23 protein-coding genes are annotated in these 25,137 nt (G+C 61.7%); 7 read left to right on the forward strand and 16 right to left on the reverse strand.

Going from position 1 to position 25,137, the window contains the following annotated elements; all coding sequences use genetic code 11:
- Nucleotides 1-649 precede the first annotated feature (649 nt).
- From pssA to LJY18_RS13480, 4 genes are all read right to left on the reverse strand, one after another.
- On the reverse strand, nt 650-1,465 hold the full coding sequence (pssA, locus tag LJY18_RS13465; RefSeq protein WP_238042332.1) for a CDP-diacylglycerol--serine O-phosphatidyltransferase: 816 nt from the start codon (nt 1,463-1,465) through the stop codon (nt 650-652).
- A 157-nt stretch (nt 1,466-1,622) separates the two neighbouring features.
- Nucleotides 1,623-2,639 carry a ketol-acid reductoisomerase gene (gene ilvC / locus LJY18_RS13470; protein WP_238042333.1) on the reverse strand — a complete coding sequence of 339 codons (1,017 nt, stop codon included), beginning with the start codon at nt 2,637-2,639 and terminating at the stop codon, nt 1,623-1,625.
- A 47-nt stretch (nt 2,640-2,686) separates the two neighbouring features.
- Complete coding sequence (ilvN, locus tag LJY18_RS13475; RefSeq protein WP_238042334.1) at nt 2,687-3,178, reverse strand: acetolactate synthase small subunit; 492 nt, start codon at nt 3,176-3,178, stop codon at nt 2,687-2,689.
- Between the two features lie 2 nt (nt 3,179-3,180).
- The gene (locus LJY18_RS13480) at nt 3,181-4,905 is read right to left on the reverse strand and encodes an acetolactate synthase 3 large subunit (protein WP_238042335.1); all 1,725 of its coding nucleotides are present in this window, start codon (nt 4,903-4,905) and stop codon (nt 3,181-3,183) included.
- A 496-nt stretch (nt 4,906-5,401) separates the two neighbouring features.
- On the opposite strand from LJY18_RS13480, the gene LJY18_RS13485 reads away from it, so the two are divergent.
- Complete coding sequence (locus LJY18_RS13485; RefSeq protein ID WP_238042336.1) at nt 5,402-5,836, forward strand: DUF4124 domain-containing protein; 435 nt, start codon at nt 5,402-5,404, stop codon at nt 5,834-5,836.
- A 37-nt stretch (nt 5,837-5,873) separates the two neighbouring features.
- On the opposite strand, the gene LJY18_RS13490 is transcribed toward LJY18_RS13485, so the two are convergent.
- The 3 genes from LJY18_RS13490 to mrcB are packed head-to-tail and all read right to left on the reverse strand — an operon-like array spanning nt 5,874 to nt 9,248.
- Nucleotides 5,874-6,203, reverse strand: coding sequence for a YqcC family protein (locus LJY18_RS13490; RefSeq protein ID WP_238042337.1), 330 nt, complete (start codon nt 6,201-6,203; stop codon nt 5,874-5,876).
- Nucleotides 6,203-6,913, reverse strand: a complete 711-nt coding sequence (locus tag LJY18_RS13495; RefSeq protein ID WP_330872752.1) for a tetratricopeptide repeat protein — start codon at nt 6,911-6,913, stop codon at nt 6,203-6,205. Before LJY18_RS13495 ends, LJY18_RS13490 begins: the two co-directional genes overlap by 1 nt.
- A gap of 16 nt (nt 6,914-6,929) precedes the next feature.
- Nucleotides 6,930-9,248, reverse strand: coding sequence for a penicillin-binding protein 1B (gene mrcB, locus LJY18_RS13500; RefSeq protein WP_238042338.1), 2,319 nt, complete (start codon nt 9,246-9,248; stop codon nt 6,930-6,932).
- A 117-nt stretch (nt 9,249-9,365) separates the two neighbouring features.
- On the opposite strand from mrcB, the gene LJY18_RS13505 reads away from it, so the two are divergent.
- The 5 genes from LJY18_RS13505 (at nt 9,366) to LJY18_RS13525 (ending at nt 13,329) form a co-directional block, all read left to right on the forward strand.
- Nucleotides 9,366-10,928, forward strand: coding sequence for a bifunctional aminoglycoside phosphotransferase/ATP-binding protein (locus LJY18_RS13505; protein WP_238042339.1), 1,563 nt, complete (start codon nt 9,366-9,368; stop codon nt 10,926-10,928).
- Between the two features lie 85 nt (nt 10,929-11,013).
- Nucleotides 11,014-11,358, forward strand: coding sequence for a pentapeptide repeat-containing protein (locus LJY18_RS13510; protein WP_238042340.1), 345 nt, complete (start codon nt 11,014-11,016; stop codon nt 11,356-11,358).
- A 2-nt stretch (nt 11,359-11,360) separates the two neighbouring features.
- The gene (locus tag LJY18_RS13515) at nt 11,361-12,110 is read left to right on the forward strand and encodes a class I SAM-dependent methyltransferase (RefSeq protein WP_238042341.1); all 750 of its coding nucleotides are present in this window, start codon (nt 11,361-11,363) and stop codon (nt 12,108-12,110) included.
- Nucleotides 12,111-12,152: 42 nt separating this feature from the next.
- Nucleotides 12,153-12,425 (forward strand): TfoX/Sxy family protein, encoded by a 273-nt coding sequence (locus LJY18_RS13520; protein ID WP_238042342.1) that lies wholly within the window; start codon nt 12,153-12,155, stop codon nt 12,423-12,425.
- A 106-nt stretch (nt 12,426-12,531) separates the two neighbouring features.
- Nucleotides 12,532-13,329, forward strand: a complete 798-nt coding sequence (locus tag LJY18_RS13525) for a Crp/Fnr family transcriptional regulator (RefSeq protein ID WP_238042343.1) — start codon at nt 12,532-12,534, stop codon at nt 13,327-13,329.
- A gap of 371 nt (nt 13,330-13,700) precedes the next feature.
- Here LJY18_RS13525 and LJY18_RS13530 read toward each other — a convergent pair whose 3' ends face one another.
- The 7 genes from LJY18_RS13530 to LJY18_RS13560 all read right to left on the reverse strand — a co-directional run bounded on the left by LJY18_RS13530 (nt 13,701) and on the right by LJY18_RS13560 (nt 22,423).
- Nucleotides 13,701-15,845, reverse strand: a complete 2,145-nt coding sequence (locus tag LJY18_RS13530) for a 3'-5' exonuclease (RefSeq protein WP_238042344.1) — start codon at nt 15,843-15,845, stop codon at nt 13,701-13,703.
- A gap of 3 nt (nt 15,846-15,848) precedes the next feature.
- On the reverse strand, nt 15,849-16,220 hold the full coding sequence (locus tag LJY18_RS13535) for a response regulator transcription factor (RefSeq protein ID WP_238042345.1): 372 nt from the start codon (nt 16,218-16,220) through the stop codon (nt 15,849-15,851).
- Nucleotides 16,217-18,991 carry a sensor histidine kinase gene (locus tag LJY18_RS13540; protein ID WP_238042346.1) on the reverse strand — a complete coding sequence of 925 codons (2,775 nt, stop codon included), beginning with the start codon at nt 18,989-18,991 and terminating at the stop codon, nt 16,217-16,219. The genes LJY18_RS13535 and LJY18_RS13540 overlap by 4 nt, the downstream gene beginning before the upstream one ends.
- A 13-nt stretch (nt 18,992-19,004) precedes the next feature.
- Nucleotides 19,005-19,205: a hypothetical protein gene (locus LJY18_RS13545; RefSeq protein ID WP_238042347.1), complete on the reverse strand. Its 201-nt coding sequence runs from the start codon at nt 19,203-19,205 to the stop codon at nt 19,005-19,007.
- Nucleotides 19,206-19,558: 353 nt separating this feature from the next.
- Complete coding sequence (locus LJY18_RS13550) at nt 19,559-20,440, reverse strand: ChaN family lipoprotein (RefSeq protein WP_238042348.1); 882 nt, start codon at nt 20,438-20,440, stop codon at nt 19,559-19,561.
- A gap of 178 nt (nt 20,441-20,618) precedes the next feature.
- The gene (locus LJY18_RS13555; protein WP_238042349.1) at nt 20,619-21,386 is read right to left on the reverse strand and encodes a heme ABC transporter ATP-binding protein; all 768 of its coding nucleotides are present in this window, start codon (nt 21,384-21,386) and stop codon (nt 20,619-20,621) included.
- The gene (locus tag LJY18_RS13560; protein ID WP_238042350.1) at nt 21,386-22,423 is read right to left on the reverse strand and encodes a FecCD family ABC transporter permease; all 1,038 of its coding nucleotides are present in this window, start codon (nt 22,421-22,423) and stop codon (nt 21,386-21,388) included. The genes LJY18_RS13555 and LJY18_RS13560 overlap by 1 nt, the downstream gene beginning before the upstream one ends.
- Before the next feature lie 181 nt (nt 22,424-22,604).
- On the opposite strand from LJY18_RS13560, the gene LJY18_RS13565 reads away from it, so the two are divergent.
- Nucleotides 22,605-22,922: a Rieske (2Fe-2S) protein gene (locus tag LJY18_RS13565; RefSeq protein WP_238042351.1), complete on the forward strand. Its 318-nt coding sequence runs from the start codon at nt 22,605-22,607 to the stop codon at nt 22,920-22,922.
- A gap of 149 nt (nt 22,923-23,071) precedes the next feature.
- Here LJY18_RS13565 and sfsA read toward each other — a convergent pair whose 3' ends face one another.
- Nucleotides 23,072-23,785 carry a DNA/RNA nuclease SfsA gene (gene sfsA, locus LJY18_RS13570; RefSeq protein WP_238042352.1) on the reverse strand — a complete coding sequence of 238 codons (714 nt, stop codon included), beginning with the start codon at nt 23,783-23,785 and terminating at the stop codon, nt 23,072-23,074.
- Nucleotides 23,775-24,956: a pyridoxal phosphate-dependent aminotransferase gene (locus LJY18_RS13575; RefSeq protein WP_238042353.1), complete on the reverse strand. Its 1,182-nt coding sequence runs from the start codon at nt 24,954-24,956 to the stop codon at nt 23,775-23,777. Before LJY18_RS13575 ends, sfsA begins: the two co-directional genes overlap by 11 nt.
- Nucleotides 24,957-25,137 lie beyond the last annotated feature (181 nt).

A 25,137-nucleotide genomic window follows, 5' to 3' on the forward strand; every position in this document is an offset into this window, starting at 1 on the left:
CATTTCCAAATAAACTCTCGAACTTCGAGTGCCTACTTGTGATGCTGATAATCTTGCGACTAACAGTCTTACCTCACAAGCACCCACACGAATTGCTTGATTCAGTTGTTAAAGAGCGGTGGCCGAGTCTTTCGTCTCAACCGAGGCGCGCATTCTACAGCAGCCTCATTTACTGTCAAGCGATCACGAAAATTTCTTTTCAACTTCAACCACTTGCGCTTCCGATCAACCCTAGGCTTCTCGTTAGCGGGAGGCGAATTCTACAGCGTTTCAACCCGCTGTCAACCACCTCTTTTACCGCTTTCGATCACCTCGACCGACCCGCCTGCAGAACCAAACCTCAACCCTGCAGGAGCGGCGCATTCTACGCAGCTTTCGCTGCTTTGCAACTTCTCTTTTTAAGCTAACTTCTTGTTTTACAAGAGGTTTACCGAGAAGCCTGCGCCAGAAGAGGTGCGGATTATAGGCCCGACAGAAACTACGTCAACCAATTATTACGCTTTTATGGATATTAATGCCTCACCGCCATGCGAACACCATATTCACACGCCGATACAGCCCTACGACATAGCCAGAAGACAGGTGACAGATACGACAAAGCCGCTGATGAACCCCATCAGCGGCTTTGTGGCAATAAAATGACCAGCGCTTACTCAGCAGTTTTACGGCGCCGCAACTGCAACAAGTATTGCACCGGACCAGAGGCTGCATAGGCCAGGAAGATAATCAGCAGAATCCGCGGAGGATCACTGAACACCACAGCGAAAACCAACACCACCGCAAGGATGGCGACAAAGGGCACCCGCCCCTTCAGATCGAGATCTTTGAAGCTGTGGTACTTGATATTGCTGACCATGAGCATGCCGGCAGCTGCCACCAAGATGGCTATTACAAAGGCCATGTTAGAGCCCTGGATGCCGAAGTCACTGAAGGCCCACACAGTACCGGCAACGACGCCAGCTGCAGCCGGGCTAGCCAAGCCAATGAAATAGCGCTTGTCCGCGCTACCTATCTGCGTATTGAAGCGAGCCAGGCGCAATGCCGCGCCAGCGACATAGATGAAAGCGACCATCCAGCCAACCTTACCCAAACTGCCCAGCGCCCACTCGAAGGCCAGCAAAGCGGGCGCTACGCCGAAGGCGACCATATCGGACAACGAGTCATATTCGGCACCGAACGCACTTTGTGTATTGGTCAGCCGCGCCACTCGACCATCGAGGCTGTCCAGCACCATGGCCACGAACACGGCAGCCGCGGCCACATAGAAGTTGCCGTTTATTGCATTGATGATGGAGTAGAAGCCCGCAAACAGATTGGCGGTCGTGAACAGGTTGGGTAGAAGGTAGATGCCGCGATGACGAACTTTGCGACCTTCGGCATCGTGCCCCTCCTCTACATGCTCATCGATGGGTAGCAAGCTTTCGGCGTCTGGGGCCGATTGGGGCTCTTCTGGACGTTCGCTCATGAACAACACCTTGCAACTGATTTGGAGAATTTCGACAGACGTTGCCAATCAGGGTTCGCCGCCAGCTTTGACTCAGTAATCAGGCTTTATACCAGAAGCCTTGTATCAGAATGAAAAAACGCGGCATTAGCCGCGTTTTTTCTCACATGGACAGACCTTAGTTCTTGGTCTTGTCGACGATCTGGTTAGCAGTGATCCACGGCATCATGGAGCGCAGCTTCTCACCTACCACTTCGATACCATGGGCCGCATTGTTGCGACGATAGGCAGTCATCGACGGGTAGTTGGCAGCGCCCTCCTGGATGAACATCTTGGCATACTCGCCGTCCTGGATACGCTTGAGGGCGTTGCGCATGGCTTGACGGGACTCGGCGTTGATCACTTCCGGCCCGGTCACGTACTCACCGTACTCTGCGTTATTGGAGATCGAGTAGTTCATGTTGGCGATACCGCCTTCGTACATGAGGTCGACGATCAATTTCAGCTCGTGCAGGCACTCGAAGTAGGCCATTTCCGGCGCATACCCTGCTTCCACCAGAGTCTCAAAGCCGGCCTTGACCAACTCGACGCAACCACCACAGAGAACGGCCTGCTCGCCGAACAGGTCGGTTTCGGTCTCGTCCTTGAAAGTGGTTTCGATGATGCCAGTACGGCCACCGCCGACGCCCGAGGCATAGGACAGTGCGACGTTCTTGGCATTGCCGGAAGCGTCCTGGTAGATCGCGATCAGGTCAGGAATACCGCCACCTTTGACGAACTCGGAACGCACGGTGTGACCCGGGGCCTTGGGCGCGATCATGATCACGTCGAGGTCGGCGCGCGGCACAACCTGGTTGTAGTGGATCGCAAAGCCATGGGAGAAGGCCAGGGTGGCGCCTTTCTTGATGTTCGGCTCGATTTCGTTCTTGTACAGCTGGGACTGGAACTCGTCTGGAGTAAGGATCATCACCAGATCAGCAGCCGCTACGGCGGAAGCAACGTCGGTTACTTTCAGACCATGTGCTTCGGCCTTGGCTACAGTGGCAGAACCTTTGCGCAGGCCAACAGTGACGTCAACGCCGGAATCTTTCAGGTTGCACGCCTGGGCATGGCCCTGGGAACCGTAACCAATGATGGCGACTTTCTTGCCCTGGATGATCGAGAGGTCGCAGTCTTTGTCGTAATACACTTTCATGGAAAATTCCCCTAATTACCTGGCCTCGAAGGCCGTTCGCTAAAGATTTAGATGCTGAGTACTTTGTCGCCACGGGCAATACCCGTGACACCACTACGTACGGTTTCCAGGATCGCGGCGGCGCCAATTGCCTGGATAAAGCTGTCCAGCTTGTCGCTCGTGCCGGCCAGCTGAATGGTGTAGACGCTCGTATTCACGTCAACAATCTGTCCGCGGAAGATGTCGGTAGTGCGCTTGACCTCGGCACGCTGGGCGCCGGTCGCCTTGACCTTGACCAGCATCAGTTCGCGTTCGATGTGCGCGCTCTCCGAAAGGTCGACCAACTTGACCACTTCGATCAGCTTGTTGAGGTTCTTGGTGATCTGCTCGATCACCTCATCGTGGCCTACCGTGGTCAACGTCAGGCGCGACAGGGTCGGGTCTTCGGTAGGTGCCACAGTCAGACTTTCGATGTTGTAGTTGCGCTGCGAGAACAGACCGACCACTCGGGACAAAGCGCCTGGCTCGTTTTCCAGCAGCAGGGAAATAATGTGTCGCATGATTAGGTACGCTCCGTCTTGCTCAGCCACATATCGCGCATCGCACCGTCTTTGATATGCATCGGATAGACGTGCTCACTGGTATCGACCTGAATATCGAGGAACACCAGACGATCTTTCAGCGCGAACGCCTCCTCCATCTTCGGCTTCAAGTCTTTCAGATCGGTGATACGCATACCGACATGGCCATAGGCTTCCGCCAGTTTGACGAAATCGGGCAGCGACTCCATGTAGGAATGCGAATGACGGCTGCCGTAGTTCATGTCCTGCCACTGACGCACCATGCCGAGGGCGCCATTGTTCAGGTTGATGATTTTCACCGGCAGATCGTACTGCAGACAGGTCGAAAGCTCCTGAATGTTCATCTGGATACTGCCTTCGCCAGTCACGCAAGCCACGTCAGCGTCCGGAAAACTGAGCTTGACCCCCATTGCCGCAGGGAAGCCAAAACCCATGGTGCCCAGACCGCCGGAGTTGATCCAGCGATTGGGTTTGTTGAAGCGATAGTACTGGGCCGCGAACATCTGGTGCTGACCCACGTCGGAAGTGACGAAGGCATCGCCATGCGTAACTTCACTGAGCATCTCGATGACGGTCTGCGGCTTGATGATGCTGCCATCACCCTTGTCGTAGGGGAACATGCCGCGGCTGCCACGCCACTCCTCGATCTGCTTCCACCAACTGGCGAGCGCCTCTTTGCTCGGGGTCTCGCCGATTTCCTTGAGAATCGCGACCATCTCGGTCAGCACGCTCTCGACTGGACCAACAATCGGGATATCCGCCTTGATGGTCTTGGAGATCGAAGCCGGGTCGATGTCGATGTGGATGATCTTGGCGTTCGGACAGAACTTGCTTGCCCCATTGATGACCCGATCATCGAAACGGGCGCCAACCGCGAGGATCACATCCGCATGATGCATGGCCAGATTGGCGGTGTAGCTGCCGTGCATGCCGAGCATGCCGAGGAATTGACGATCGGTACCTGGATAGCCACCCAAGCCCATCAGGGTGTTGGTCACTGGCAGGTTGAGCATCTGCGCCAGCTCGGTCAGCGGTGATGCTGCGCCGCCCATGATCACGCCGCCGCCGGCATAGAGAATCGGCCGTTTAGCGCCCAGGAGCATTTCCGCCGCCTTGCGGATCTGACCGGAATGGCCACGCAATGCCGGGCTGTAGGAGCGCAGCTTGACCTTCTTGGGGTAGACGTATTCGAATTTTTCCGCAGGATTGGTCATATCCTTCGGAATATCCACGACAACCGGACCGGGACGACCGGATTGCGCCAGATAGAAGGCTTTTTTCATGACTTCTGGAATTTCCGAGGCATGCTTGATCATGAAGCTGTGCTTCACGATCGGCCGGGAGATACCGATCATGTCGGTTTCCTGGAAGGCATCGGTCCCAACCATGTTGCTCGGCACCTGGCCAGACAGCACCACCATCGGAATAGAATCCATGTAGGCAGTGGCAATGCCGGTAATGGCATTGGTCGCACCAGGCCCAGAGGTCACCAGCACCACACCGGCTTTACCGGTGGCACGGGCATAGCCGTCAGCCATGTGTGTCGCCGCTTGCTCGTGACGAACCAGGATGTGATTGACTTCCGGCTCCTTGAACAGGGCGTCATAGATATGCAGCAGGGCACCACCAGGGTAGCCGTAAATGTTCTTAACGCCTTCGTCACGCAAGAAGCGGACGACCATTTCAGCGCCGGATAAAAGCTCCACGTTGTTCACCTCTAAAACGCCAGAAACCGCCCAGAAGGAGGCGGTCTAAAATAGGTTTACTGCCAAGCAGAGCATGAGCGACGGTGGTCGCCGACTACGTCAGCTACTACTGAGCAAGTATTGGGAATACTCCAAAGTGTTGCGGAGTCTTCCCACCCAGCGCGAGGTAACGCGTTACGGGTGAAACAGGTCGGCGCGGGTACGCGCCTCATGTCTGCTGAGCTAAAGCCTGCTTGCGGCGGACTCCACTACAGCGAACGTTGAATTGTTCTGATTCGTCGAGGGCAAGTCAAGTCATCCGTGATGGATTCTGCAATCAGGGGCGTATTTTCGCTGATCTACCGAACTAAGCCAGCGCACTGTGGCTTGCGTTGGCGCGGCAAGGGGGCAAATAGTCGATCAGACGCCCACGTGCTGTGACACAGCGCAGGATGACGATTCTACCGTTTTGGTTATAGTAGCCACCTGGTATAGCCGCTCTTAATAAGGAAACAGCATGCGCCGTATGATCCTCACCAGTAGCCTGCTGCTCGCCCTGAGCGCAAGCGCCATGGCCAGCCAGGTATACAAATGGGTCGATGCACAAGGGGTCACTCATTTTGGCGCGCAGCCGCCACAAGGCCAGCAAGCCACGACCATCAATACCGCCGCCCCACCAGCGAAGACTGCCGAACCTGTAGCAACGCCAACATTCGAGGACATCGCCGACCCAGAGCAAGCCGCTATCGATGAAAAAGTGAAGCAGCAGATCGCAACCCAGGAAGCAGAGCGCAAGAAATACTGCGAAACCGTGCGAACCAACCTGTCACAACTGGAAAACAACCCGCGTGTGCGCATGGAGGTCGACGGCGAGGTACGCCGCCTGAACGAAGAAGAACGTCAGCAGCGCATCAGTGAAGCCAAGCAGGCCATTGGCAAGAACTGCAAGTAACCTGCCATGCGGGCAATGCACTGGAGAGGATGCGGCCTCAGGCCGCACCACAAATCAGCCGGTCGAACTCACCCAGCAACCTGATTAGAACGCGGGCCCGCTCACTGTGCCCGCCATAGACCTGCTCAGCCATGGGTTGAATGCCGCACGCCTCTGGCAGCGGGGCACCACTCTCGAGCAGGTTCTTCATGCGCGGCAGGAAAATCCACTGCAACCATTGCTCGAACGCCAGCGTATCGACGCAAAAAGGTTGCTGACTGGCCAGCGCCTGATCGCTCGGCGCCTGATCATCCCACCAGCCCTGCAACCGCAGTTCACGCTCGATCAGCAATAACTGCTGGGCGATCGCCGGCACACGAGCGTCCATCAGAGACTCACTCGCGCTCGTTCACGCGCCTGCGCCGCACCGGCGGGATCACCCTGACGCTCACGCGCCTGGGCAATCAGGTTCCATAAGCTGGCCTGCAGCGCAGGTCGGCCACTGGCATAGCTCAGGCCACGACGGGCGAACTGCTCGGCCTGGGCCGCGTCGCCTTGGGCCAAACGCACTTCAGCCAGACGATAGAGCACTTGCGGCTCGCGTGGAGCAATACGTTGGGCACGCTCCAGACTGGACGCTGCACCATTCAGGTCACCACTCCCTTGCTGCTGCTGGGCGGTGGTGAGCAACGCCAGTACGGGACCATCCAGCTGTTCATCGGCGGCCAAACCACCGGCGCTCGGTATCCCACTCGGCATCGAAGGTGACGGCGAGCCGTAACCTGGCTCGCTGATGACGGGGGCCGTACTGAAAGGCTGGCCGCCCACCTCTCCACCAATCGGCGAGCTTGGTGCCGGAAACGTTTGAATCGGCGCCGAACTGCCACCGGCACCGGGCACCATCACCACCACACCGGAATCCTGCGGCTGGCTCTGCGGCGGTTGGACAGTCGAACTGCCATAACCACCGGTACCAGCTTGTTGCTGGCCATACACAGAAGAGCTGGAATCGACAACAGGGATGGAGCCGCGCGGCACACTGGCACAACCGCCCAACACTGCCGAGGCGGTTAAAGCAGGAATCAACCACTTAATCACGTCACACCCTCTTCACTTAATCCAACCAACCACGTACCCAATCCATCACCGAATCGACCGGAACCTGAATACCACAGGCCTGACCAGGGACGGGCTCACTGCCACGAATATACGGCATCTGCACGGCATTCGGGCAGCTCGGATCAGATCCCTGCCCGCTGGCGGCATTCACCCACGCCTGGACAACGTTATCCGGCATCGGCATATCCAGTGGCAGCGGATCGGCCTTGATCATGAAATCCGTCCACACCTGCAAGGCGCCGCTCGCACCAGTCAACGGTGTCGGGCCATTATCATCGCGACCGAGCCAGACTACCGCCAGCAGATCCTGACTGAAACCGGCAAACCAGCTGTCACGCGAATCATTGCTGGTGCCGGTCTTGCCAGCCAATGCCAGTGAGTTGGGCAAGCGGCTGTACACCGAACGTCCGGTGCCCTCACGCATGGTGCGTTGCATGGCGTTTTGCAGCAGGTATATCGCCCCGCCATCGAAACGCTGCTGAATCTGGTAAGGATAGCGTTTGAGCGGCTCACCGTCGGCAGTCAGCACGCTACGAATACCACGCAAAGGGGTGTTGAAGCCGCCATTGGCCATGGTCTGATACATACCCGCCACCTCCATCGGAGTCAGCGCGCCAGCACCCAGCAACATCGACGGATAGGCCGGCCATTTGCGCGCAACGCCCAGACGCTCAAGCGTTTTGAGTACGTTCGGCACGCCCAGTTCCAGCCCCAGCTTGGCACTGGACAAGTTGTAGGAGTGGGCCAGCCCCTGATACAGGTAAACGGTGCCGTGAGACTTGTGATCATAGTTTTGCGGGCGCCAGACTTGGCCGTCCTGCCCCTTGATCGAGAAGGGTTTATCCTCCAGGAAGCTGGTCAAGGTGTACTGACTGGGACGTTCCAATGCAGCCAGGTAAATCGCCGGTTTGACCAAGGAGCCGATCGGTCTCAGGGCATCCAGGGCGCGATTGAAGCCGGCATAGCCCGGTTGGCGACTGCCTATAAGCACCTGCACTTCGCCAGTTTCCGGGTTGGTCACGACCATTCCGGCTTCAACCTGGTCCACCCCCTTACGGCCGGACAGACGTTTCAACGAGTCTGCCAGGGCACTTTCGGCCTTGAGCTGGAGAATCGGGTCAAAGCTGGTGAAGATACGCAGACCTTCTTCGGTCAAATCCTCTTCGCGGTAATCCTCACGCAACTGGCGCTTAACCAGATCGAGGAAAGCCGGATACGAGCTATCAGCCATGCTGCCGCGCTGGGTCACGCCGAGTGGCTTCTGCTTGGCCGTAACCGCCTCATCAAGCGTTACCACGCCTTGCTGGACCAGCACATCAAGCACCAGATTACGCCGCTCCATGGCGCGTTCGGGATTGCGCCGAGGATTGTAATAGGTTGGCCCCTTGACCATGCCGACCAGCAAAGCCACCTGCTCGAGCTTCAACTCAGCCAACGGCTGACTGAAGAAGTATTGACTGGCCAACCCGAAACCATGCACCGCGCGGGCGCCGTCCTGGCCCAGAAAAACCTCGTTGAGATAGGCCTCGAGAATATCCTGCTTGTCGTAATGCAGCTCAAGCAGCACCGCCATCATGGCCTCAGTGGCCTTGCGAATGAGGCTGCGTTCATTGCTCAGGTAGAAATTCTTCACCAGCTGTTGAGTCAAGGTGCTGCCGCCCTGGACAACCTGCCCGGCCGTAGCATTGACCCAAACGGCACGCGCAATCGACTTGGGCGACACACCCCAATGATTGAAAAACTCGCGATCTTCGACCGCCACCAGGGTTTCCACCAGATAGGGCGGCACCTGCTCCAGCTTGATCAGCAAGCGGTCTTCCTGATGGGCCGGGTACAAACCGCCAATCAACATCGGCTCCAATCGAGCCACAGCAAGGCTGCTGCCATTGGCCTGGCTCAGGCCGGCGACGTAATCGCCGGAAAAACGCACGCGTACTTGTTGTGACGGCTCACGGCTTTCATAGAATTGGAAGCCGCGCGTGTGCAACTCGAGGTTATTGCCGGCTACCGACACGGCGCCCGGACCATTGGCCGCACTCTCGCGGCGATATCCGAGGGCATCCAGCTCCTGGAGAAAGTCACTCTTGGTCAGTTTCTGGCCAACGAACAGCTCCAGAGGCCTGGCATAGACCTTGGCGGGCACGGTCCAGCGCTTGCCGGAAAATTTCTCCTGCACCACTGCATCGAGGTAAACCGCAAAGCCGGCGAACACCACCAAACCGACCAGACCAAGCTTGATAGCCCAGCCCAACCAGGGGCGCATGCCACGCGAGCGGCGCTTTGAACGAGAACGAGGAGATCGGGTACGAGTCATGGCGCGGCATTATACGCACTTTGCCCCGGACAAGCAGGAGCAGTCCGGCGGTTTGCACAGCGGCTCTCAGCGGCCATAATGCCCGCCTCTTATTTGTTTGAAAGCCAAGGATCGCCCGTGAGCCAAGCCCTGATTGCCGCCCTGCAGAACCCGGCCCTATATCCCCATCCGGTAGAGGCTTTCCAGGTCATCGAGACGCATATCTCCTGGGTAGTGTTGACCGGCCCCTACGCCTACAAGATCAAGAAACCGGTGAATTTCGGCTTTCTCGATTTCACCGAGCTGGCCGCTCGCGAACACTTCTGCAAGGAAGAGTTACGCCTCAACCAGCGCCTCACTCAAGGCCTGTACCTGGAAGTCTTGCCGATCAGCGGCAGTATCGAAGCACCGCAACTGGGTGGCGATGGCCCGGCCATAGAGTACGCCCTGAAAATGCGCCAGTTCCCTCAGGACCAATTGCTCGCCGAGGTGCAGGCGCGCGGCGAACTGAGTGAGGCGCATGTCGATGCGCTGGCTGAACAAATCGCCCGGTTCCACCTCGACGCGCCACAAGTACCCCTGGCCCATGAGCTGGGTTCACCAGAAGCGGTGATGGCGCCAGTCAGGCAGAATTTCGAGCAGATCCGTCCACTGCTCTCGGACAAGGCCGACCTGCAGCAACTCGATGCCCTGCAAGCCTGGGCTGAGAGTAGCTTTACCCGGCTCGAACCACTGCTGGCGCAGCGCAAGGCCGAAGGCTTCATTCGCGAATGCCATGGCGATATCCACCTGGGCAACGTCACCCTGCTCGACGGCCAGGTAGTGCTGTTCGACTGCATCGAATTCAACGAACCCTTTCGTCTGATCGACATTGCCTCGGACGCCGCCTTCCTCGCCATGGACCTGGAAGACCGTGGCCTCAAGGCCTTCTCCCGACGCTTTGTCAGCGCCTGGCTGGAGCGCACCGGCGACTATGCGGCGCTTGAATTGCTGAACTTCTACAAGGCCTACCGCGCCATGGTGCGCGGCAAAGTCAGCCTGTTCCGCCTCGGCCAGGAGACCGATGCGGTCCAGCGCGCAGTGATCCTGCGCCAATACCGCCGCTACGCCGTGCTGGCGGAGAGCTACAGCGCTATCCCGTCGCGCTTGCTGGCCATTACCCATGGGGTTTCCGCCGTTGGCAAGAGCCACGTGGCCATGCGCCTGGTCGAAGCACTGGGGGCCATTCGCCTGCGTTCGGATGTCGAGCGCAAGCGTCTGTTCGGCGAGCAGAACACTGCCGACAAAGACCAATTAGGCGCCGGCATCTACAACCAGACTGCCAGCGATGCAACCTACCAACGCCTGCATCAACTGGCCGATGCCGCGCTGCACGCCGGCTTCCCGGTGGTGATCGATGCCACTTACCTCAAGCAGGCGCAACGCCAGGCGGCCTGCCAGATTGCCGAAGACACCGGCGTGCCTTTCCTGATTCTCGACTGCCACGCTCCCGACGCCGTGATCGCCAGCTGGCTGGCCCTGCGCCAGGACCAGGCCCAGGATCCCTCCGACGCAACGATGGACGTGATCAAGGCCCAGCAAGCCAACCGCGAAGCTCTCGGCCAGGACGAACTCGCTCACAGCACGCGGGTCGACACCAATGAAAGCGCCAGCCTGGACAGCCTGATAGCGCGGATTCGTCAGCACCTGCCCGGGCTGTAAGCGCCGCGACAGCGGAACAGCCGCGACGGGCAAAGCGCGTCGCGGCTTCTATACTGGCAGGGCCCCCATCACGGACGTCCTGCTCATGAGCCAGCCTTATCAACTCGATAGCCCGCTCTACAACCTGCTGCACAATGAAGACATTGCCGGCTTCAATGCCCAGAAGCCCAAGGACGGTGAGGTAGACCTGTGCAATGGCGACTTTCGCGGACTTGACTTGCGCGCTATCGACGCCAAGCGCATTAACTTCAGCGACGCCTATTTTCGCGGCACGGATCTACGCGGGCTTGATCTGCGCGAGGCCCAACTTGAAGGCGCCAGCCTGGCCCATGCTCAGATTTCCGGAGTTTACTTCCCAGCCGACCTGAGCGCCGACGAGATACTCATGTCGGTTAAATTCGGCACACGCCTGCGCTACCGCACGCGCTGATCATGAGCGAAATCGCCCAACTGTTCGGCGCCAATGCCGGGGCCTACGCCAGTTTCCGCCCTCACTACCCGGCCGCCCTGTTCGACTGGCTGACCAGCCACTGCGCCGAACGGCAATGCGCCCTGGACATCGCCTGCGGCAATGCCCAGGCCAGCGTGCCATTGCGCCAGCACTTTGCCCAAGTGCTGGCCTGCGATGCCAGTCTCGATCAACTGCGTGCCGCCCAAACGCCCTCGGGCATTATCCTGTTCGCCGCCAAGGCCGAAGCCCAACCCCTGATCAGCGCCAGCCTCGATTTGATCGTGGTCGCCCAGGCCCTGCACTGGTTCGCCACCCCGGCTTTCTTCGCCGAGGTCACCCGACTGCTCAAACCCGGCGGCCTGTTCGGCGCCTGGTGCTACGGTTTGATGCGCATAGATGGCCCACTGGATGAACTGATCGACGACTTTTATCGGAACACTCTCGGTGGTTATTGGCCACCAGGGCGCGACAGTGTCGACAGAGGCTACCGTGATATCCAGATGCCCTTCCCGCGCCTCGAACCACCGGCGTTTGCCATCGAGGCACACTGGAGCTTTACCCAGCTGACCGGCTATCTGCGCACCTGGTCTGCCGTGCAGTACTTGGAGCGCCAACAAGGTCGCGATCCGGTCAGCGAACTGGAGCCGGCTCTACTCAGGGCCTGGGGCGATATCAAGCAGCCACGCTTTGTCAGTTGGCCACTACACTTGCTGGTAGGCATCGCGCACTGAGTGTTTGATCAACCGCTCGCAAACAGCGCAAAGGGGGGCTGGATGAATGACGAATTGCAACATTTGAAGAACCTTGGCAAAACCTCCGCACAGTGGTTGCATGCTGTCGGCATCCACAGCGCCAACGATCTACGCAGGCTAGGTGCGGTCGATGCCTACCGCGCCGTACGGGCGCGCGGTTTCCGCGCATCCAAGGTTTTACTCTATGCCATCGAGGGCGCCTTGCTCGATGTGCACTGGAGTGAATTACCACCCGCCCACAAAGCCGAATTGAATGGTCGACTCGATGTTTGTCCGCCGGACAACAAGAGCTAGCTCACAACCTCTGCGCACAGTGATTTACCTATGACCTGGCACCGCTTATTGTCTCAGGGACGTTCGTGCGCTTTAGCCAGACTAGCCAGTTCAAGGAATTACGCTCATGTATCTACTCGGGGAGCAACCGGCTTACGCCGACCAACTGATCAACCGACTGCAAAGCATCCCCACCCAGTTATTGGAAGGCCTGGCCCCCTGCGGAGCCGCCCTGAAACTGGAGCGCGCCGAGGACCTGGCTCAAGAACTGCCGGAGAACCAGCTGTTCATTATCGAGAATGGCTTGCTGCATGCCCTGGTCGACGAACGCCCGCTGTTCTACCTGCAGGAAGGTGACCTGGTCGGCCTGCGCCAGGGCATCGATCTGCCCAGCTGCCGTTACAGCAGCGAAGAGTCGCTTAGCCTGATCCCCTATTCACGCAGTGAAGTATTCAAGCACATCTATGTCAGCGAGCCGCGCCAGGAGCTGTTCATCCAGTACCTGATCGGGCACACCGCCCTGCTGTCAGACGCTCTGGCACGCCTCAAGCAACCGGAAATCCGTCCCGCGACAGGTTTCCAGCACTTCGCCGCTGGTGAAGAGTTGATCCACCAGGGCGATGCCGCCGACCATGTGTTCATCATCATCGAGGGCCACGCCACCGCCTATGTCGACGGGCACAGAGTCGGTGACGTGCAGAAAGACGAAATCTTCGGCGCCATGGCCGTCTTCACCCGCGAGAAGCGCAGCGCCACCGTGCTAGCCGACGAACCCTGCACGGTGATGGTGATCCCCAAGGAGCAGTTCCTAAGCCTGATGCAGAGCAACCCGCGTATTGCCCACAGCTTGATAGAAAGCATGGCGCGGAGGATCGACCTGCTGAACAAGGAAGTGACCCAGCTGCGCCTGCCTGAAACCGCCTGAAAGCCAGTCGTGCGGCGCACTCGAAAACCCGGCCATGCGCCGGGTTTGCTTTCTCTGTCCTGCCCCAGACAACGGCCTGGAGTTATTTCGCCAAAGGCGATTGACTTGTAAATGATAATCGATATTATTAGCAGCAGCCGGTCGCAAGATCGGCGGATAAGCTCAAGAGACCTTCAGTCGGCCTCTTCAGATTATCTCCTCATCAGGCTAATCACGGTTTTGACCCGGCTCTTGCCGGGTCTTTTTTTGCCCGGCAGAAAGTGCTCGCCGCCCGATCATCCAGTGCCGAAATGAGGGCGCGGTGGCGAACTGAAGCGCAACGCTGCCCGCCCCCCCCCTGCGCCCCGCTGCCCCTGGTGCTTAACCTGCGCTCAATATTCGATCTTGGCGTAGAGGGTCTTGCGTGATGCCTCACGTGCCTGTTTGAGGGTGTGAATGCCACGTTCGGCGAGCAAGGGGATCAGTTTGAGGAACACCTCGCCCGTGACCATGGCATCGCCCAGCGCGGTATGCCGGCCAACCACAGGCACACCGAGGCGCGTGGCGATCTGCTCCAGGCGATGTTCGTCGGCGGCATGCCCCGGATGCACCAGGGCGGACAGCAGCAGGGTATCGAGGACGGGCTGGATAAAGCGGATGCCGGTCTGCGCCTCCTTGAGTTGCAGGAAGCGCATGTCGAAGGCGGCATTGTGGGCCACCAGCACCGTATCTTCGGCAAAGCGCTGAAACAACGGCAGCACCTCGCCGATGCTCGGCTGCCCCGCCAGCATCTGTGGCGAGAGGCCATGTATCAGCTGTGATTCACGCGGGATGGCTCGGTGCGGATCGATCAGTTGCTCGAAGCATTCCTGCATCAGCAGTCGGCCATTGACGATACGCGCCGCACCGATCGAGATAATTTCGTCACCCTCGGAGGGCGCGAGCCCGGTGGTTTCGGTGTCGAACACGGTGTAGGCCAACTCGCGCAACGGCATTTCGTCGAGTTCGGGGGTCTGCCCCGGCTGGCTGAACAGGTCGAAGTCGTAATACACCGGGCGCCCCTGAACCCGGGCGGGGAGCGGCGCCTGCACTTCCGGTTGGCTCACCGGCAACTGCAGATACAGGCGATTGTCACCGGTGAGCGCATCGGCTTGGCACCAGAGTTCGCCGCCGTGCCGCTCCAGCACCTCCTTGAGGGTAGACGCGGCGGCATTGTCTTCGGCTACCGGACTGCACGACCGCTGCTCCCACTCATGCAACTGCTGGGGGTCCAGCGCCATTCCGCTCCAGCGCAGGGCCAGGCGCACGAAACGGCCTTCGACGGCCAGTTCGAACGCCACCTCGCGAATGCCCAGCGTGGCGACCATGGCGCCCATCAACTGAGTCAGCGCCTGCACCAGGGAATAGCTGTCCAGGCTCAGCCAGAGCGACTCGTCGCCGCCCTGGTAACGGGCGGCGACACCCAGCGTGGCGGCAAAATTACGCTGCAGGGCAAGCAGCAGGTCGGTCGCCAGCATGTCCTCCAGCGGCCACTGCGGGCGCAGCAGGTCGGCATGCTGGCTCAGCGCCTGCTCAAGGTGCTGGGAAAGCCGCTGCGCCTCATCGCTGATCACCTTGCCGAAGCGCTGGCGGTGCTCGGCATCCATCTGCGGGTATTGCTCGACGGTTTCCGCCGCCGCGCGAATATTGCCCAGCGCCGCCCGGGTGCCTTCGGTCAGTTGCTGCAACAGCGCATCGCGGCGACTGTTGAGTTCGACCGCTCGGGTGATGTCATCGAGGATCAAGATGAAACCGATCAGCTCACCCTGCTGATCCAGCACCGGGGCCATCTGCGCTCGCAGCAGATGGGCCCCACGTGCCGTGACGAAATGCGCCACCGGGCTGGGATTGTCCTGTTGCAGCCGCTGCCTGACCCGCTCCAGGGCGTGCACGATCAAGCGCTGATCGAGAATGCCGAAGATCGAGCGCCCCAACCCGACCGGCGCACCAGCCGGGCCAGCGGCGTCCGGCTCCAGCAACAGGCTGGCGCTGCTGTTGTAGAGCAGAATGCGACCCTCGCGATTACACACCAGCACACTCTGCTCGAGCTCCGACATCAGCGCGGCCAGACGATTCTTCTCCTGCTCGAGACGGGCATTGGCCTCCTCGATGCGCACCGCCACCTCACGCTGCAGGGCGCAATGCGCCTCGGCAAAGGCATTCAGGGCGGCGCCCAGCCGACGCATGTCGCGGCTGCCGGTGAGAGCCACGCGGTGCGCGGGGTTGACCCGGTGGATGATGCCGACTTCCTCGCTCAGGCGGATCACCACCTCAGGGTAGGCTGCCAGCCACAGGCGCAGGAGCACGCCGAACGGGATCAGCAGCAGCCCGGAGAGCACCACCAACAGCGCGCCACGCCCGGCCAGCAGCGCGAGCACGGTGGCACGCTCCTGGCTGTTCAGGTCGGCCCACAACAGTCCCCCGGCAAGCGCCAGCAAACTGCCAAGCAGCAGACTGAGGATGGACAGCCAAAAGACGAAACGCAGACGTGGACTCATCGACTATTCGACCGCCAACTGCGCGCCGATCTGCGCCAGCAACTCCTGGGTCGAGAACGGCTTGGTGATGTAGGCATTGGCCCCCAGCGCCAAGCCCTTGCTGATCTCGACCTCGCGCCCCTTGGCCGTGAGCATGACAATGCGCATGTGCTGCCAATGCGGATTCTCGCGGATTTTCTGGCACACGTCGAAACCGCTCAGGCGAGGCAGCATCACATCGAGCAGCACCAGGTCCGGCGGTTGCCGCTCAATGGCCTCCAGGGCCTCCTGACCGTCGTGCGCCACCATTACCTGATAACCGGCCTGCTCAAGCAGGAACTCGAGCGAGATGACGATGTTCGGTTCGTCGTCGGCGATTAATACGGTTTTGCTCATACGCCATACTCCGTCTCGCGGCCTGCGTCTGACGCAGCCGCATTCGCCTGCCCCAAGGGCAGGGTAAAGGAAAAGGTCGCTCCCTGTCCGCGCGCACTGCTCACCCACAACCGGCCGCCGAAGTGCTCGATGATCTGCCGGCTGATCGGCAGCCCCAGACCGGTGCCCTGCGGCTTTTCGGTGAGGTTGTCACCGGCCTGGCGAAACTTCTCGAAGATGGTCTGCTGATCGGCCGGGTCGATACCGCAGCCGTTGTCGCGCACGTCCACTTGCAACGCCTCCGGCAGGACCTGCACGGCGATGCCGATGCGCCCCGCCTCGCGGTCGCAGAACTTCACCGCATTGGAGATCAGATTGAGCAGCACCTGCAGCAGGCGATCGCGGTCGGCCAGCACCGGCGGAATCTGCGCCGGCAGCTCAAGGCGCAGTGCCACGCCCTGTTCCTGCAACAGCTGGCTGGTGGTGGCCTGGGCGTCCTCGATCACCTCCTTCAGATCGAGCGCCGTGGTGTGCCATTCGGCACGGCCCGACTCGAGCTTGGCCAGGTCAAGCACCTGGTTGATCATCCGCGTCAGGCGCTCGCTCTCCTTGACGATGATGCCGACGAAGCGCGCGCGCTGCGCCGGATCGAGCTCGGGGTTGTCGTTGAGAATCTCGGAGAAGGCGCGGATCGAGGTCAGCGGCGTACGCAGTTCGTGGGTCACGGTGGAGATGAAGTCATCCTTCAAACGGTCGAGTTCCTGCAGCCGCGCATTGGCCGCGCGCAGTTCGCCGGTGGCGATTTCAAGTTCATGCGACTGCTGCTCCAGGCGGCGGCTGTAGGCGATCACCTGGGAGGCTTCGTCGAGAATGCCGAGCACCTCGTCCATGCCCAGCGGCTCCTCCTGCACCACCGAGGCCAGCATCACCCGCGCCGAAGCGGTGCCAATCGCACCCGCCAGCTGTTGCTCGGCGAAGTGCACCAGATCGGCATCCGGCACCAGCTCGGCACTCGACGCCAGGCCCCGCTGCGCGGCGTAGCCGGCGAAGGCCTCACGGGCCCGCGCCGGGCCGAGGAAGCGCCCGACCAAGGCAATCACCTCGGTCACCGAGGCGCTGCCGCGCCACAGGCTGGAGCCGCGTCCGGCCACCTTGAAGGCATCGACGAACAGCAGCGCCTGGGCATGCTCGCGACTGCTCTGCTGACCGAATAGCGAGACGCCGACATAGGCGCCGAGATTGGCCAACATGCTCCAGAACAGCGAATGGCCGATCTCGTCCAGCCCCGCCAGACCGAACAGCGCCAGCGGCTTGAGCCAGGCGATGGCGAACGGCCCCTGCTCGATGAAACTCAGCGGCAACCAACCGGACTTGGAGAACGCCGGCAACAGCAGGGTGTACAGCCACAGCAGAAAGCCCAATGACAGCCCGCTCAGGGCGCCGGCGCGGGTGCCCTGCTTCCAGTACATGCCGCCGAGCATCGCCGGGGCGAACTGCGCCACCGCCGCGAACGATACCAGGCCGATCGAGACCAGCGCGTAGGCCTCGCCCGCCGCGCGGTAATACACATAACCGAGCAGCATCAACAGCAGGATGGCGCCGCGGCGGATGCCCAGCAGCAAGCCCGAGAGGTCCGCCCGCTGCGCCAGGCCCAGGGCCTTCCAGCGCAGCAGCAGCGGCATCGCCAGATCGTTGCAGATCATCGTGGAGAGCGCGATGGTCTCGACGATGACCATGCCAGTGGCGGCCGAGAGCCCGCCGACGAACACCAGCAGCGCCAACGACTCCTGGCGCAGGGCCATGGGCAGGGTGAGGACAAAGGTATCGGCATCCACCGTGCCGGCGGGAAAATGCATCAAGCCGGCGAAGGTAATCGGCAGGACGAAAATATTGATCGCCAGCAGGTACAGCGGAAACAGCCAGATGGCCTTGGCCACGTGGTTCTCGTTGACGTTCTCGACCACGCTGATCTGGAACTGGCGCGGCAGAAACAGGATCGACAGCATCGATAGAAAAATCAGCGACACCCAGGAGCCATAAGTCCCAGCAGGACCGCCGAAGGCCAGCAATTGGTCGACATCGGGCAAGCGCGCGGCCTGTTCGAATACGTCGGCGAAGCCATGGTAAAGGCCAAAAGTGACGTACAGACCGACCGCCAGAAAAGCCAGCAGCTTGACCAGCGACTCGAACGCGATAGCCGCCACCATGCCTTCATGGCGCTCGGTCGCGTCGAGATGGCGGGTGCCGAACAGGATGGTGAAAATCGCCAACAGCAGCGCCACGTAGAGCGCGGTGTCCTGCAGGGGGCCAAGCGCCTGACCCGAGCTCGGCATCTGAATCGTCGGATACTGCCAGAGAATCAGGAAGCTGCTGGACACCGCCTTGAGCTGCAGGGCGATATAGGGGATCACACCGACCACCGCGATCAGCGTGACCAGGCCACCAAGCAGCGCGCTCTTGCCATAGCGCGCGGCGATGAAGTCGGCGATCGAGGTGATCCGATTGGCCTTGCTGATGCGGATCATCTTGCGCAGCACCAGCCAGAACAGCGCCGCCATCAGGGTCGGCCCGAGGTAGATCGGCAGAAAACCGACGCCACTGACCGCCGCCCGACCAACGCTGCCGTAGAAGGTCCAGGAGGTAGCGTACACCGCCATCGACAGCGCATAGATATAAGGATTGGCGATGATCGAGCGGCCGGCATCGGCGCGTTTGTCACCCCAGTAGGCGATAGCGAAGAGGATGCCCAGGTAGGCGCAGGAGGTCAGCAGGATCAAGCCAGCGAGCGGCATGGACAGCGCCTCCTCATTGGCTCGAGCACTCGACGACCAGGATCATCGCAACAATCAGCAGGGCCCAGGCCACGAACAGGTAGGCAAACAGCAGAGGAATACCGAACACCTCGCCGCCGCTATCGAAAAGCGCCAGCAAGGGATAGCTGAACAGCAGACAACCCAGCATGAACAATGCCACCAGCCGCTGGGCCCGCAGTGTGCGATTGGCCATAGCCCGTACCTCCTGAGGCTAAGTGTGGCCGATTATTCGCCTGACGCACTGCGCGACCATGGTAGGGGGCGCGTACGGCGCATGTCCCTTGCCGCTCAGCTGGGCCCGGTGAAAAGCCGGCCGGCCCGACAACCATCACCACCCCCTAGCTTGCCCGATGAGTCGGCCCGCGCAGACTGAGGCACGAAGCCTGTCAGGTCGTGGCAGGGTTAGGTTCCCGCGAGGGGCTCCTCTTCAGAGCGACTGGACGGCGTTGCGCTGCAGCCGCAGGATTCGGGCGAAATCCGCCCCTCCAGGGAGACGAATAGCCCAGGCAACGCCTAACGGCCAGACCGCAGCGGAGCAGCCAACTGCTAGCGGGCGAAATCGGCGCAGTAGTCGCGCGCGGGCAACGCCGGGGTGTACCAGACGTAATCGGCGGCGGCGGCGCTGACCGTCTGGCCCTCTTCAGCCAGAATCAGCACTCGGCTGGCAGCTTTATCACCCAGGTCCGCCAAGTGCAGCGGCACGCCCAGGTCGCGCCGCACGTGAAAGGTGCCCGCGAACAACAGACCGGGCTGTGGCGCAGCCTCCAGTGCCGTGGCCATGCGCCGGTCACGCTGCTGCTGCACGGAAAGCATGGCCGGCAGCTGGCTCTTCGGCAGTTTGCCGCAGTGGGAGATACCGATCTGCGCCAGCAAGGGCTCCTGCACCAGCGCCGACGTGGACAGTGCGCCGCTCAACGCCGGGCGCTTGCGATAGACCTGGCGCACTTGCGCGCGATTCAGATTGGCGGCCAGCAGCGGGTAGGGTTGGGCAAGCGCATGCCGCACGATCGGCCCATACAGTTTCCAGGACCAGCCTGCTTGCCAGGCCAATGCGGCCGGCAGATCGGCGACCGGCTGGCCCGCGGCCATACGTGCGCGCACCGCATCGACCCGGCCCTGCTGCTCTGGCGTGAGCATTTCCAGCAGCAGGCTGCCCTGCGCCCGTTGCGTCTCCAGCGCCTGCAGCAACCAGAGCTGCAACGCATGATGATCGGGATTGTCATGCTGTTCACCGACCAGCACGCGGGGCGCTGGGGCCAGGTGTTCGATTAGCTGTTGCGGACTCAGGCGCTGCCCTGTGCGCAGATCGACGATCTGGCCCGGCTCGGCATGCGCGCGCCCTTCGGGGCTTTGCCAGGCAGGTAACGGCGGCAGGGAGGCCTGGCAGCCAGACAGAAGAATGGCGACGAATACAAGCAACGTGCGCATAAGGAAATCCTTGTTGTTGTAGGAACTAGCAGAGCTGGGCACGAGGACAGTACCTGCTCGGCCACCCTCGCCATTGGGGGGCGGATGAAGCGTCATCCAGCCGATCCGGTAGCCATTGCAGATAAACCTAGGCAAAGAGTAGCAGCGAGCAAACAGTAGTTGCGCCGAGCGTATAACTCTAGCGCGCCACGATCAGCGGATGCCCCCGTTCCGGATGGCGCTGCACCAGTACTTCCAGGCCGAATACCGCTTGCAGCGGCTCGGCGCGCAGGACCTGCTCCGGGCTGCCCTGCGCATGCGAACGACCGCGATCGAGCAGCAGCAAACGGTCGCAGTAACGCGCGGCCAGGTTCAGGTCATGCAGGATCACCAGCACCGCCGCGCCCCGTTCGGCAAAGGCCTGGGTGGCTTGCAGGGTGGTGTGCTGGTGCAGGGGATCGAGCATCGAGGTCGGTTCGTCGAGCAACAGGGTCTGCCCCTCGCCACCCGGCCAGAGCTGCGCCAACACCCGCGCCAGGTGCACGCGCTGGCGCTCGCCGCCGGACAAGGCCAGGTAGCTGCGCCCGGCCAGGTGGGCTGCATCCGCCGCCTGCAGCGCTTCGTCGACGATCTGCGCATCCCGCAGGTGACCGCTGGCATGGGGCAGCCGGCCCATGGCCACGACTTCCTCGACGCGGAAGGCAAAATTCAGCGTCGAGGCTTGCGGCAACACCGCCAGCCGCCGGGCGCGCTCGGCGCCCTGCCAGTCACCGAGGCGGCGCTGATCGAGCCACACCTGGCCGCGGGACGGGGGCAGTTCGCCGCAGAGCGCCCCGAGCAAGGTGCTCTTGCCGGCGCCATTGGGACCGAGCACACCGAGCACTTCGCCGGGCCGCAGTTCCAGGTCGATATCCGTCAATACGGTCCGGGAGCCGCGCTGCACCGCCAGGTTTTCCGCTCGCAGCATCAGGCACGCCCCCGCAGCAACAGATAGAGAAAGAACGGCGCGCCAATCAATGCGGTGACAATGCCGATCGGCAGTTCCGCCGGCGCCAGCAGCAGCCGCGCGGCCAGATCGGCGAACAGCAGCAGGCTGGCGCCCGCCAGCGCCGAGGCCGGCAGCAGCACGCGGTGATCCGGGCCGACCAGCAAGCGCATCAGATGCGGCACCACCAGGCCGATAAAACCAATCATCCCCGCCGCCGCCACTGCGGCGCCGACGCCCAGGGCGGTGCAGAACACCAGCTCGCGCTTGATCCGCTCCACGGCAAAACCTAGGTGGCGCGCTTCCGACTCGCCGAGCAGCAAGGCATTCAGCGCCCTGGCCCGCCGCGGCAACCACAGCGCCACCGCCAGGGTGACCAGCAGCAACGGCCACAGCCGCGCATAGCTGGCGCCGTTGAGGCTGCCCAGGTTCCAGAAGGTCAGGGTGCGCAGGGTGGTGTCATCCGCCAGGTAGGTGAACAGGCCAATGGCCGCGCCCGCCAGCGCGGTCAGAGCGATGCCGGCCAGGAGCATGGTCGCCACGCTGGTCTCACCGTCGCGGCGCCCCAGGCGATAGACCAGGGCCGTGACCCCGAGGCCACCGATAAAGGCGCACAACGATAACAGGTAAGGCGCGAAGACCTCCGGCAGACCACCCAACGCCGCGCCACCGACAATCGCGACCGCCGCGCCCAGCGCCGCGCCACTGGAGACCCCGACCAGGCCGGGGTCGGCCAAGGGGTTGCGAAACAGGCCCTGCATCGCCACCCCGCACAGCGCCAGCACCGCCCCAACGGTCAGGCCCAGCAGCGTGCGCGGCATGCGGATCTGCCCGAGGATCAGTTCGGCCTGCTCCAGCTCGACGCCCCCCACGGGCATGCCGAGCAGGCGCAGTGCCGCTTGCAGGGTATCGATCAGCGGCAGGCTGACCGGCCCCAGCGCCAGGGATAGCCAGAGCGCGAGCGCCAGCAACAGGCCCAGCGCGATAAACAGTGAGCGCGGCTGAATGACAGGATTCATGGCGTCGGTTGGGCTTCTGCGGTCAAAGAGTGGCTGGCAGGATAAAAGGCTGCTGCTCAGGCCGCCAGTCAATCCCGCGCGGCGGAACAGTGCAATCGCCAGTTTTTCTGCGCCTGCGGGCGGACTGCGCTTGGCAAGCCAGCGCAGTCCGGGATAATGCCCGCCTACTCTGGAGATGCTGATGATGCGTTTATGCGCCCCGAATGAGCTGGCCGAAGGTCAGAGCCGGGGCTTCGTGATTGACGGCGAAAAGCTGTTTGCCGTGCGCAAGGACGGCCAGGTGTTCGCCTACCGCAACCGTTGCCCGCACAAGGGTATCCCCCTGGACTGGCTGCCGGACCAGTTTCTCGACCACAGCGCCAGCCTGATCCAGTGCGCCACCCACGGCGCACTTTTTCTCATCGACTCGGGCGAGTGCGTCGCCGGCCCCTGCGCCGGGCAATCGCTGCACGCGCTGAGCTGCGAGGAAAACCACGAAGGGATCTGGGTCGAGGCATAAACCTCTACGGAGAAGCCCGGGCGCGTGGATGGCAGTGTCGGCAGAACGCAGAATGGTTCGGGCGGCGCTCCGCGCGGCGCGCAGCGACAGCCCGCCAGCCTTGCGCCGCACTGCTGACCCACGCTGCACTGCCTGCGGCGAGTGGCACCCTATGCGGTGAGCTGCACCTCGAGCCGGCGCACCAGGCGGACCTCCTGCGGGCTGATAGCCGCAGCATAGGCCAGCACCTCGACACCCGCGCCAATGGCTTCACGCAAGGCAGCAGCGTACACCGGATCGATCTCCTCGGCCGGGCGCACCGCATCGATCTCCGTCAGGTTGACGCAATACAGCTGCACGGCACGAACCCCGGCGCGCGCCAGCGTCGCCAGTTCACGCAGGTGCTTGGCGCCGCGCTCGGTCCGCGCATCGGGAAAAGCCGCCACTCGGCTGTCGGCATAGCCCAGGGTCACGCTTTTGACTTCGACGAAAGCAGCGCCGTACGGGTAGTCCAGGCGGAAATCGATGCGGCTGCGCTCCTGGCCATAGGGCACCTCGCGCTTCAAGGCGCTGAAGCCGGCCAATTCAGTGATCAGTCCGCCACGCAGCGCCTCTTCGACCAGGCTGTTGGCGCGTGCGGTATTGATCACCGCCAGGCGGCCCTGCGGTGTTTCGCCGATTTCCCAGGTGCCCGGCAGCTTGCGCTTTGGATCATTGCTGCGACTGAACCAGACTCGCGCGCCTTCACTCATGCAGTTGAGCATCGAGCCGGTGTTGGGACAATGAATGGTCAGCAGCTCGCCGCTGGCCGTTTCGATATCGGCCAGGAAGCGTTTGTAGCGGCGCAGCAGTCGCCCCTGTTCCAGCGCCGGTTCAAAGTGCATCGGGCCGCCAGCTTTTCAGGCCATGGGCGATCCGCTCGACGGCCTGCTGCAGGCGCGGCAGATCCTGGGTGTAGGAGAAACGCACATGCTGGCTGGCCAGGTGACGACCGAAATCCAGCCCCGGGGTGAAGGCCACATGCTCGGTCTCCAGGAAGTGCTGGCAGAAGGCGAAGGCATCGCCGCCAAAGGCGCTGATGTCCGCATAGAGGTAGAAGGCGCCTTCGGGCTCGACGGCAATCTTGAAGCCCAACTCGCGCAACGCCGGCAGCAGGAAGTCGCGACGACGGGCGAATTCATGCCGACGCTGCTCGAAGATCTCCAGGGTCGGCGCCTCGAAACAGGCCAGCGCGGCATGCTGGGCCATGCTCGGCGCGCTGATATAGAGGTTCTGCGCCAGTTTCTCCAGATCCGCCACCGCCGCTGGCGGCGCCACCAGCCAACCGAGACGCCAGCCGGTCATGCCGAAGTATTTGGAGAAGCTATTGAGCACGAAGGCCTCGTCGTCCACTTCCAGCACGCTGCTGGCATCCACGCCATAGGTCAGACCGTGATAGATCTCGTCGACCACCAGATGGCCACCGCGCTCCTTTAGCGCCCGGGACAGCCCGCCCAGCTCCTCCCTGGACAACAGCGTCCCGGTCGGGTTGGCCGGCGAGGCAACCAGCGCGCCGACGCTGTCCTTGTCCCAATAGCGCGCGACCAGGTCTGCGGTCAGTTGATAACGCACCTCCGGCCCCACCGGCACCAGTTGCGCGGCGCCTTCGACCAGGCGCAGAAAATGCCGGTTGCACGGGTAGCCCGGGTCGGCCAGCAGCCAGTGCTTGCCAGGGTCGACCAACAGACTGGTGGCCAATAACAGCGCACCGGAGCCACCTGGGGTAATCAAAATCCTCTCAGGGTCTATGCTCAGTCGATAACGTTGTGCGTAGAAGCCGGCAATCGCTTCACGCAGCGCCGGTATTCCTCGCGCAGCGGTATAGCGGGTATGCCCGGCCGCCAAGGCGGCTTGGCCGGCGGCGACGATCGGCGCGGCAGTGGTGAAATCCGGCTCGCCGATCTCCAGATGGATTACATCGACACCGGCGGCCTGCAACTGGTTGGCGCGAGCCAGCAAGGCCATGACATGAAAGGGTTCGATAGCGCGGCTGCGCGCACTGTAGGACGGGGCCATGGACCTGCCTTGTTAGAGGTTGAAGCGCGGATTCTACCCAAGCCTTGGGCGAAACGGCAGCAACCATGACAACCGGGAGTAGCGCCGCTGGTGTTGTTCTGGTAAGTTCGCCCGCTTGCAGCCGCAGGGCCGAGCATTTCCGGCAATGGATAACATCCTGCGCAGTGGATTAGAGAGAGTG

The organism is Pseudomonas sp. MMS21 TM103 (assembly GCF_022132145.1).
In the GTDB taxonomy this organism is placed as follows: Bacteria; Pseudomonadota; Gammaproteobacteria; order Pseudomonadales; family Pseudomonadaceae; genus Aquipseudomonas.

Excerpts from the sequence above, each read along its gene's own strand:
- LJY18_RS13535 (WP_238042345.1), bottom strand. The coding sequence starts at position 16,220 with ATGAGCAAAACCGTATTAATCGCCGACGACGAACCGAACATCGTCATC.
- ilvN (WP_238042334.1), bottom strand. The coding sequence starts at position 3,178 with ATGCGACACATTATTTCCCTGCTGCTGGAAAACGAGCCAGGCGCTTTG.
- pssA (WP_238042332.1), bottom strand. The coding sequence starts at position 1,465 with ATGAGCGAACGTCCAGAAGAGCCCCAATCGGCCCCAGACGCCGAAAGC.
- LJY18_RS13490 (WP_238042337.1), bottom strand. The coding sequence starts at position 6,203 with ATGGACGCTCGTGTGCCGGCGATCGCCCAGCAGTTATTGCTGATCGAG.
- LJY18_RS13545 (WP_238042347.1), bottom strand. The coding sequence starts at position 19,205 with ATGGCCAATCGCACACTGCGGGCCCAGCGGCTGGTGGCATTGTTCATG.
- LJY18_RS13525 (WP_238042343.1), top strand. The coding sequence starts at position 12,532 with ATGTATCTACTCGGGGAGCAACCGGCTTACGCCGACCAACTGATCAAC.
- LJY18_RS13530 (WP_238042344.1), bottom strand. The coding sequence starts at position 15,845 with ATGAGTCCACGTCTGCGTTTCGTCTTTTGGCTGTCCATCCTCAGTCTG.
- LJY18_RS13520 (WP_238042342.1), top strand. The coding sequence starts at position 12,153 with ATGAATGACGAATTGCAACATTTGAAGAACCTTGGCAAAACCTCCGCA.
- LJY18_RS13540 (WP_238042346.1), bottom strand. The coding sequence starts at position 18,991 with ATGCCGCTCGCTGGCTTGATCCTGCTGACCTCCTGCGCCTACCTGGGC.
- LJY18_RS13560 (WP_238042350.1), bottom strand. The coding sequence starts at position 22,423 with ATGAATCCTGTCATTCAGCCGCGCTCACTGTTTATCGCGCTGGGCCTG.
- LJY18_RS13555 (WP_238042349.1), bottom strand. The coding sequence starts at position 21,386 with ATGCTGCGAGCGGAAAACCTGGCGGTGCAGCGCGGCTCCCGGACCGTA.
- mrcB (WP_238042338.1), bottom strand. The coding sequence starts at position 9,248 with ATGACTCGTACCCGATCTCCTCGTTCTCGTTCAAAGCGCCGCTCGCGT.
- sfsA (WP_238042352.1), bottom strand. The coding sequence starts at position 23,785 with ATGCACTTTGAACCGGCGCTGGAACAGGGGCGACTGCTGCGCCGCTAC.
- ilvC (WP_238042333.1), bottom strand. The coding sequence starts at position 2,639 with ATGAAAGTGTATTACGACAAAGACTGCGACCTCTCGATCATCCAGGGC.
- LJY18_RS13550 (WP_238042348.1), bottom strand. The coding sequence starts at position 20,440 with ATGCGCACGTTGCTTGTATTCGTCGCCATTCTTCTGTCTGGCTGCCAG.
- LJY18_RS13565 (WP_238042351.1), top strand. The coding sequence starts at position 22,605 with ATGATGCGTTTATGCGCCCCGAATGAGCTGGCCGAAGGTCAGAGCCGG.
- LJY18_RS13485 (WP_238042336.1), top strand. The coding sequence starts at position 5,402 with ATGCGCCGTATGATCCTCACCAGTAGCCTGCTGCTCGCCCTGAGCGCA.
- LJY18_RS13515 (WP_238042341.1), top strand. The coding sequence starts at position 11,361 with ATGAGCGAAATCGCCCAACTGTTCGGCGCCAATGCCGGGGCCTACGCC.
- LJY18_RS13510 (WP_238042340.1), top strand. The coding sequence starts at position 11,014 with ATGAGCCAGCCTTATCAACTCGATAGCCCGCTCTACAACCTGCTGCAC.
- LJY18_RS13575 (WP_238042353.1), bottom strand. The coding sequence starts at position 24,956 with ATGGCCCCGTCCTACAGTGCGCGCAGCCGCGCTATCGAACCCTTTCAT.